The following is a 6,502-nucleotide window of genomic DNA, read 5'->3' as shown; positions in this document are numbered from 1 at the left end:
TAGGAGTGGAAGTTTGGTAAAATACTATCTTTAGATATGGCGGGCGTGCCGTAGGCACGCAACCTCCTCGCTAATTGTTGCGTACCTACGGCACGCCGGATTATTGAGTAATTTGTACATTACCAAACTTTACTCCCTACGGGAGCTTTTAATACTATAATGATTTATAAATAAGCTTTATAATAGACTATTGAATATAAACTCTATTGATTATTAATAAAACGCAATTGCAAATTATATAATCTCTATCAGACACATAGCATGAATTTATCTGAACTTAGCATAAAACGCCCCGTACTTTCCACCGTTTTTGTATTGATAATATTCCTTTTGGGAATAATAGGATATACATATCTGGGAGTACGCGAATACCCTAACATCGACAACCCTATTATAACGGTATCGGTAAACTATCCCGGAGCCAATGCCGAAATTATCGAAAGCCAGATTACCGAACCTCTGGAGCAAAATATCAACGGTATTCCGGGTATCCGTTCATTAACCAGCAGAAGCAGTCAGGGGTCTTCACGCATCACCGTCGAGTTTGAGTTGGACGTGGATATGGAAACAGCCGCAAACGATGTGCGCGACAAAGTATCACGCGCACAACGCTATCTGCCACGCGATGTAGACCCGCCTACGGTAGCCAAAGCCGATGCCGATGCAAACCCTATTTTACAAATCACTATCGAAAGTGAAAAACGCTCTTTGCTCGAATTGAGCGAAATTGCCGACCTTACGGTAAAAGAGCGGTTGCAAACAATAGCCAATGTGAGTGCCGTAGAAATATGGGGAGAAAACCGCTACTCGATGCGCCTATGGCTCGACCCTGTAAAAATGGCTGCCTATGGTATCACGCCGATGGACGTAAAAAATGCTATCGACCGCGAAAACGTAGAATTACCATCGGGAAGTATAGAGGGAGACAATATAGAGCTGAGTATCCGCACATTAGGCTTGATGGAAACCCCGGAAGAGTTTAACAACCTGATTATAAAAGAAGATAACTTCCGCATAGTGCGGTTCAGAGACATTGGTACTGCCGAGCTTGATGCTGAAAACCGGAAAAACATAACACGCCGCAACGGTGTGCCTATCGTAAGCGTAGTGGTAATACCCCAACCGGGAGCCAATCAGATTGAAATATCGGACGAAGTGCAGGTACGCCTCCAACAAATGCAAAAAGACCTTCCCGAAGATGTAAAACTGGGAATTGCTTTTGATAATACCAAGTTTATCAGGGCTTCGATAAACGAAGTACAAGAAACCATATACATTGCCTTTATATTGGTTATTATCATCATTTTCATGTTTCTGCGCGATTGGCGTGTCACCTTAGTTCCGGTAATGGTAATTCCCGTTTCGTTGGTAGGAGCGTTTTTCGTTATGTATGTGGCAGGCTTCTCTATAAATGTACTCTCTATGCTGGCTGTTGTACTGGCTGTAGGGCTGGTGGTAGATGATGCCATTGTGGTAACCGAAAATATCTATCTGAAAATAGAACACGGAATGACCCCACGACGTGCCGGAATAGAAGGCTCAAAAGAAATATTTTTCGCAGTAGTCTCCACTACTATCACACTGGTTGCCGTATTCTTTCCTATCGTGTTCTTGCAGGGAATGACGGGAAAGCTATTCCGCGAGTTCAGCATAGTAATATCAGGTGCTATTATAATATCATCGTTTGTAGCATTAACCTTTACGCCTATGCTGGCAACCAAACTGCTGAAAAAACGTGAGAAACAAAACTGGCTTTACCGCAAAACCGAACCTGTTTTCGCCGGATTGAACAATGTATATGATAAAAGCCTGAAATACATACTCGCACATAAGTTTATCATTATCCCTGTAATGCTTGCTACATTGGTAATAATTGGGGTGCTGTGGGCTAAAATCCCATCAGAAATGGCTCCTTTGGAAGACCGTTCGCAAATAAGCCTGCGGATAACTGCACCCGAAGGTGCTACTTATGAATACATCCGCGATTATGCTGATAAAATATCGCATATTGCAGACTCTATAGTGCCCGAACGCGAAGCTAATATCATGATGGTAAGAGGTAACTGGAGCCAAATAAGGATTATTCTGCCGGATATAAAGGACAGGGAGCGCAGCCAGATGGAAATAGCCGCCGAATTAACTAACGCTTTGAGAAAAGAAACAGAAGCGCGTACTTTCGTACAACAGCAATCTACCTTTGGCGGACAACGCTCGTCGATGCCAATACAGTACGTGCTGCAAGCTCCTAATATCGACAAGCTGGAAGAATTTATTCCGAAATTCATGCTCAAGGTAAATCAAAGCCCTGAATTTCAGATGGCCGACGTAAACCTGAAATTTACAAAACCGGAGACACAAATCTTAATCGACCGCGACAAGGCGGCTCTGCTTGGGGTGAGTACCCGCGATATAGGGCAAACTCTGCAATATGCCTTAAGCGGACAGCGAATGGGGTATTTTTATATGAATGGCAAGCAATACCAAATACTTGGCGAAATAAACCGCCAACAACGCAATACGCCTCTGGACTTGCGCAGCATTTACCTGAAAAATCAAAATGGCGATATGGTTCAGTTAGACAATTTTGTACAACTGCGTGAAACGGTAGCACCACCACAACTATATCGTTACAACCGTTTTAATTCGGCCACAATTTCGGCCGGATTAGCTCCCGGCCATACTATCGGAGCAGGGCTCGACCAAATGGACGCTATAGCTAAAGATGTATTGGACGATACGTTTCGTACAGCACTTACCGGCGATTCAAAAGATTACCGCGAAAGCTCATCGAGCCTGTTATTTGCTTTCGGGCTTGCCATTATATTGATTATACTTATACTGGCAGCCCAGTTCGAAAGTTTTAAAGACCCTTTCATCATCATACTTACAGTACCACTGGCCGTGGCAGGAGCTTTAATCTTCATGTATTTCTCCGGCGTTACGATGAATATATACAGCCAGATTGGTATTATTATGCTAATAGGGTTGGTAACCAAAAACGGAATATTAATTGTGGAATTTGCCAACCAGCGCCAAGCAGCCGGAATGACAAAAGCCGAAGCAATACAAGGCGCGTCAGTTCAGCGTTTGCGCCCAATCCTGATGACCAGTTTTTCTACCATTTTGGGCTTACTCCCTTTGGCTCTGGCAAGCTCCGAAGGAGCAAACGGGCGTATTGCAATGGGTGTATCCGTTATCGGAGGCTTATTGGTTTCGACCCTGCTTACCATGTATATTGTTCCGGCAATGTATTCGTACATTTCGACTGACAGGTCGAAAAAAGCAGAGAAAGAGTAACAGAGATTTCACTCGGCACTCAAAATACATATAAAACGCTGTAAATCAGACATATACAATAGACAATGAGACAAAATTTCATCATATTATTAACATTATTATGTATACCTTTTGCATACCCTCAGGAGGTTTACGACCTGAAACGTTGCATCGAAACGGGATTGGAACAAAATTATCAAATTGCAATAATACGAAACAACCAGCAAATATCCGACAACAACGCTACCATAGGAAATGCCGGCTTTTTACCTACATTAGATTTGAATAGCTCGTTTTCGGGTACACTTTATAATAACGAGCAATATCCGCATAATACCGAAGAAGATGTTGTCAGCAACAAAAACGTAAATAATCAATCGTTTAATGTGGGAGTAAATCTGAACTGGATGCTGTTCAACGGTTTTAGCGTACTTACAAACTACGACCGCCTGAAGGAACTGCAACAGGTAGGAGAGCTAAACACCCGTATGACAATAGAAAACTTTATTGCCAACATCTCTACCGAGTATTACAACTACATACAGCAAACCATACGAATCAAAAATCTACAATCGGCAGTAAAGCTATCAAAAGAGCGATTGCGAACTGTAGAAGCACGTTATAATATAGGAAACCTGTCGAGGCTCGACCTCCAACAGGCAAAAGTAGACTTCAACAGCGATAGTTCCAAACTGATTCGTCAGCAGGAGGTGCTGTTTGCTTCGCGTGTACGGTTGAATCAGTTAATGTCGTTAAATGATATTGATGCTTTCTCTATTCCTGCCGATTCTATCATCACAATGGATTTTCTGATGAATAAAGAGGATATTTGGCAGCAAACAATGGAATCGAACACTTACCTGCTGTTGGCTGAAAAAAACCGCCGTTTGAGTTCGCTCGACTTACGCTCTTTGCAAAGCCAGAATTTACCTTACCTCCGCCTCAATGCGGGATACGGATACTCACATAACACATACGAACTTGGCAATTATCGCAGGCAAGACCAGTTAGGCCCCAATTATGGGCTTACGCTGGGATTTAATCTTTTCAATGGATTTAACAGAGTGAGAGAACAACGAAACGCCAAACTCCAGATTGACAACAAAGAATTGGAATACAAAGAATTGCAATTAGCTGTAAAAAGCGAGTTTGCAAACTTATGGATGGCTTATGTAAACAACATGGAACTAACCGAACTGGAAAAAGAAAACTTATTGGCAGCACGCGAGAATCACGAAATAGCTGTTGAGCGTTACAAACTGGGCGACCTGTCGGGGATAGAACTGCGCGAAGCACAAAACAGCCTGCTCGAAGCAGAAGAACGCTTAGTACAGGCACAATACAACACTAAACTATGTGAAATATCGCTGATGCAAATTAGCGGTCAAATAACAGAGTATATTAAATAAAACAATTTCAATTTCAGATTTTTTTTCACCATAAATATTTATTTACAAGAACCTTAATTCTTTTCATACCGGAAATCACAAAACAAATTAAAGACAAAACATCTAACCCTGAATAATTGTTAGTAAGTTAACAATTATTTTATTAGTCTGTGATATTCTTATTATGAAACAAACTCTACTTTTAGTCTTAACTATTTTTTCATTCCTTTTTGCTGAAGCAAGAGACACTGTAAATGTAAAACTTCCCCACTTTCTTGCTATTAATACCGGATTCGGCTCTGCATTACCTTCTATCGATTTTTTGTCGGGCGAACATGGCACTCCAATGTATTCTACCCTTTCGTTAAAATACGGATTTTCGTCCTATGGCAACAATTGGAAAGACTATGCCTTTGGCCATCCATATATGGGTATAGGAGTTTATATGGTAAATTATTACGGCAGAATGGAAGATATAGGAAGACCTATTTCCATCTATTTTTTTCAAGGCGCACAATTATTCAATTTCGCCCCCAATTCCTCTATAAACTATGAAATCAATTTAGGAGGTTCTTTCAACTGGAATCCCTACGACCCGTTTGACAACCCTGACAACAATATCATAGGCTCATCTTCCAATATACATTTTTCGGCAAACCTATATTACAACTGGAAAATGGCAAAAAAATTCGACTTAAATGCAGGTATTAATTTCACACATTTCTCCAACGGTGCGCGCCAATATCCTAACAATGGGATGAATATGGCGGGAGCTTTTGTAGAGTTTGCCTACCATTTCAACAGGGAAAAACCATTTCCACCAAAAAAATCACCATTTAAAATTCCCGATGCTAAAAAACAACGTGAACATGAAATTATGTTCCTACTAAGCAACAGGAACGCTACTCTCGATACTTTAGGAACAGGACTTGCCAGCAAATATACTCAACGAAATTTTAAAGTATTAGGCGTTAGTTACTCGCACTTGTTTTCGAACTCGCATCGCTTTAAGTGGGGACCAAGCGTAGAATTTTCGTACGACGAAAGTGCCGGTGTCACATCATGGAGAGAAGTTAACGAAAGAGATTTAAAAGCCTACGACCGTATTAAACTGGGCAAATTTTCCGAAAGGCTTTCGTTAGGCCTATCCATGAAAGGAGAGATGGTTATGCCTTTCTATTCATTTTTTGCCAACGTAGGGTACGACTTTATACATGCCAACAACGAGTTTAAACGGCTGTATCAAATCATTGGCTTTAAAATTCACTTAAGCGAGAATTTTTTTGGCACGGCAGCATTAAGGGCTACCGACTTCAGCCGGGTACAATATCTCTTCATCAATTTTGGATATACAATCAAGGTAAAGCCTAAAGGCTCAAGACAATTACCAAATAGTCCTCCTACATCTTTGCAATATTCTCCACGGCCAAGGGATTAATCATAAAAAAACCGCTTCGTTTTAGTTATAAAAACGAAGCGGAAAATAATTTATAATACTTTTTGAAGAGTACATGACAAAAAACATCTTTGGGCTTGGCCTGATTTTATTTTGCAATATTTACTCAAAACAGCTTTTTAGTCGAGAGTTGTAATAATACCTCTTTCGTTAAATATTTGCCTCAAAAAATCAAAGCCTTTACATTTGCATCCACATTCTTCGGATAAAAATGAAGAATGATTTAGTTAGCTACAAGTTATCAGCTACAAGCTATAAGTCTTGTCCTTTATCTTTTTTAATATAATATGACTTTCTCTCAGCAAATAGCACCTAAAAAAAACGCTCTTGCAAACGTTAAAATGTTTGTAAATAGCATTATTATGTTAGAGAGAGAGAGAGA

Annotated in this window: 3 protein-coding genes; all 3 read left to right on the top strand. The window is 40.6% G+C overall.

What is annotated here, in order from left to right:
- Positions 1-261 precede the first annotated feature (261 nt).
- The 3 genes from D0T49_RS12435 (at position 262) to D0T49_RS12425 (ending at position 6,102) form a co-directional block, all read left to right on the top strand.
- Positions 262-3,297, top strand: coding sequence for an efflux RND transporter permease subunit (locus tag D0T49_RS12435; protein WP_163632126.1), 3,036 nt, complete (start codon positions 262-264; stop codon positions 3,295-3,297).
- 65 nt (positions 3,298-3,362) lie between these two features.
- Positions 3,363-4,685 carry a TolC family protein gene (locus D0T49_RS12430; protein WP_163632123.1) on the top strand — a complete coding sequence of 441 codons (1,323 nt, stop codon included), beginning with the start codon at positions 3,363-3,365 and terminating at the stop codon, positions 4,683-4,685.
- Positions 4,686-4,848: 163 nt separating this feature from the next.
- Positions 4,849-6,102 (top strand): acyloxyacyl hydrolase, encoded by a 1,254-nt coding sequence (locus D0T49_RS12425; RefSeq protein ID WP_163632120.1) that lies wholly within the window; start codon positions 4,849-4,851, stop codon positions 6,100-6,102.
- The last annotated feature ends 400 nt before the right edge of the window (positions 6,103-6,502 follow it).

Source organism: Paludibacter sp. 221 (assembly GCF_010501035.1).
Classification (GTDB): Bacteria; Bacteroidota; Bacteroidia; order Bacteroidales; family Paludibacteraceae; genus QVMH01.
The sequence above is the reverse complement of the archived record's forward strand: the minus strand, read 5'-3'. Positions and strand labels throughout refer to the sequence as shown.

Excerpts from the sequence above, each read along its gene's own strand:
- D0T49_RS12435 (WP_163632126.1), top strand. The coding sequence starts at position 262 with ATGAATTTATCTGAACTTAGCATAAAACGCCCCGTACTTTCCACCGTT.
- D0T49_RS12425 (WP_163632120.1), top strand. The coding sequence starts at position 4,849 with ATGAAACAAACTCTACTTTTAGTCTTAACTATTTTTTCATTCCTTTTT.
- D0T49_RS12430 (WP_163632123.1), top strand. The coding sequence starts at position 3,363 with ATGAGACAAAATTTCATCATATTATTAACATTATTATGTATACCTTTT.